Raw genomic sequence first — 1,247 nt, forward strand, 5'->3', positions numbered from 1 at the left:
CCCATGCCCACCAAATACCCCCAAGAACTCAAAACAAGAGCCCTACGCCTACTGGCCGACCACCTCGAAAACAACCCCGACACAGGCATCTACACCGCCTGCCGAAACATCGGAGAACGCCTCGGCATCGGCCCTGAAACCTTACGAAAATGGCACAAACAAGCCGAAATCGATGCTGGTAACACCCCCGGCACCACCACTGATATGGCAGCCGAAAACCGACGCCTGCGCAAAGAAAACGCCGAGCTCAAGCGAACCAACGAGATTCTACGAACAGCATCAGCTTTTTTCGCGGCAGAACTCGACCGTCCAGCCCGATCATGATCCGCTATATCGATAGGTATAGGAACCGTTTCGGGGTTGAGAACATCTGCACCGCACTACAAGAAAACCTCGCTGGTGGTTTCATCACCTCACGCGGCTACCGCGCCGCTAAGGCTCGTGTTCCTGCAGCACGTACTTTGAAGGACCAACTTCTGATTCCTGAACTGGTGAAAATCCATGAAGAGAATTATGGCGTGTATGGTGTGCGCAAGATGTGGCACGCCATGAGGCGTGCCGGCTGGGATATTGGTCGGGATCAGACCTACCGACTCATGAAAATAGCCGGTGTTGCTGGTGCTCATCGGGGTCGTAAACCTATGACCACCAGAGCGGCCACAGTGATTGATGACCGTCCTGATTTGGTTCAGCGTAACTTTACCGCTGATGCGCCTAACCGCCTTTGGGTAGCAGATTTTACCTATGTCAGAACCTATTCAGGTTTCTGCTATACGGCCTTCATTACTGATGTGTTTTCCCGGAAGGTTGTGGGTTGGGGTGTTTCTTCGACCATGCATACTCTGGGGATGCCTTTGACGGCGTTGAAGCAGGCGCTTTTTGAAGCGAAGAAGGGTGGCTCTGATCTAACGCAGATTGTGCATCATTCTGACCGTGGTTCGCAGTATATTGCGCAGGATTACACTGCTGGTTTGAAAGAACTAGGAGTGCAGTTATCAGTCGGTTCTACTGGTGATTCGTATGATAATGCTCTGGCTGAGAGTGTGAATGGTGCTTATAAGGCTGAGCTGGTGAGGAATCGCCTTTTTGCTTCAGTTGGTCAGTTGGAGGTTGAGACTGCGTCTTGGGTTGCTTGGTGGAATGCTGGTCGGTTGCATCAGAGTCTTGGTTATCGGACTCCGCAGGAGGTGGTTGATGGTGCTTTAGTGGTCTTATAATTGTCGGAACTAAAGCCAGTACATATCAGT

1 protein-coding gene is annotated in these 1,247 nt (G+C 51.6%); it reads left to right on the forward strand.

What is annotated here, in order from left to right; genetic code table 11:
* Positions 1 to 3 precede the first annotated feature (3 nt).
* A protein-coding gene (locus tag ACED88_RS10705; RefSeq protein ID WP_237187491.1) for an IS3 family transposase occupies positions 4 to 1,217 on the forward strand; the annotation gives its coding sequence in 2 pieces (ribosomal slippage) (positions 4 to 283 and positions 283 to 1,217; 1,215 coding nt in all).
* The last annotated feature ends 30 nt before the right edge of the window (positions 1,218 to 1,247 follow it).

The organism is Rothia sp. 11273D007AR (genome assembly GCF_053547255.1).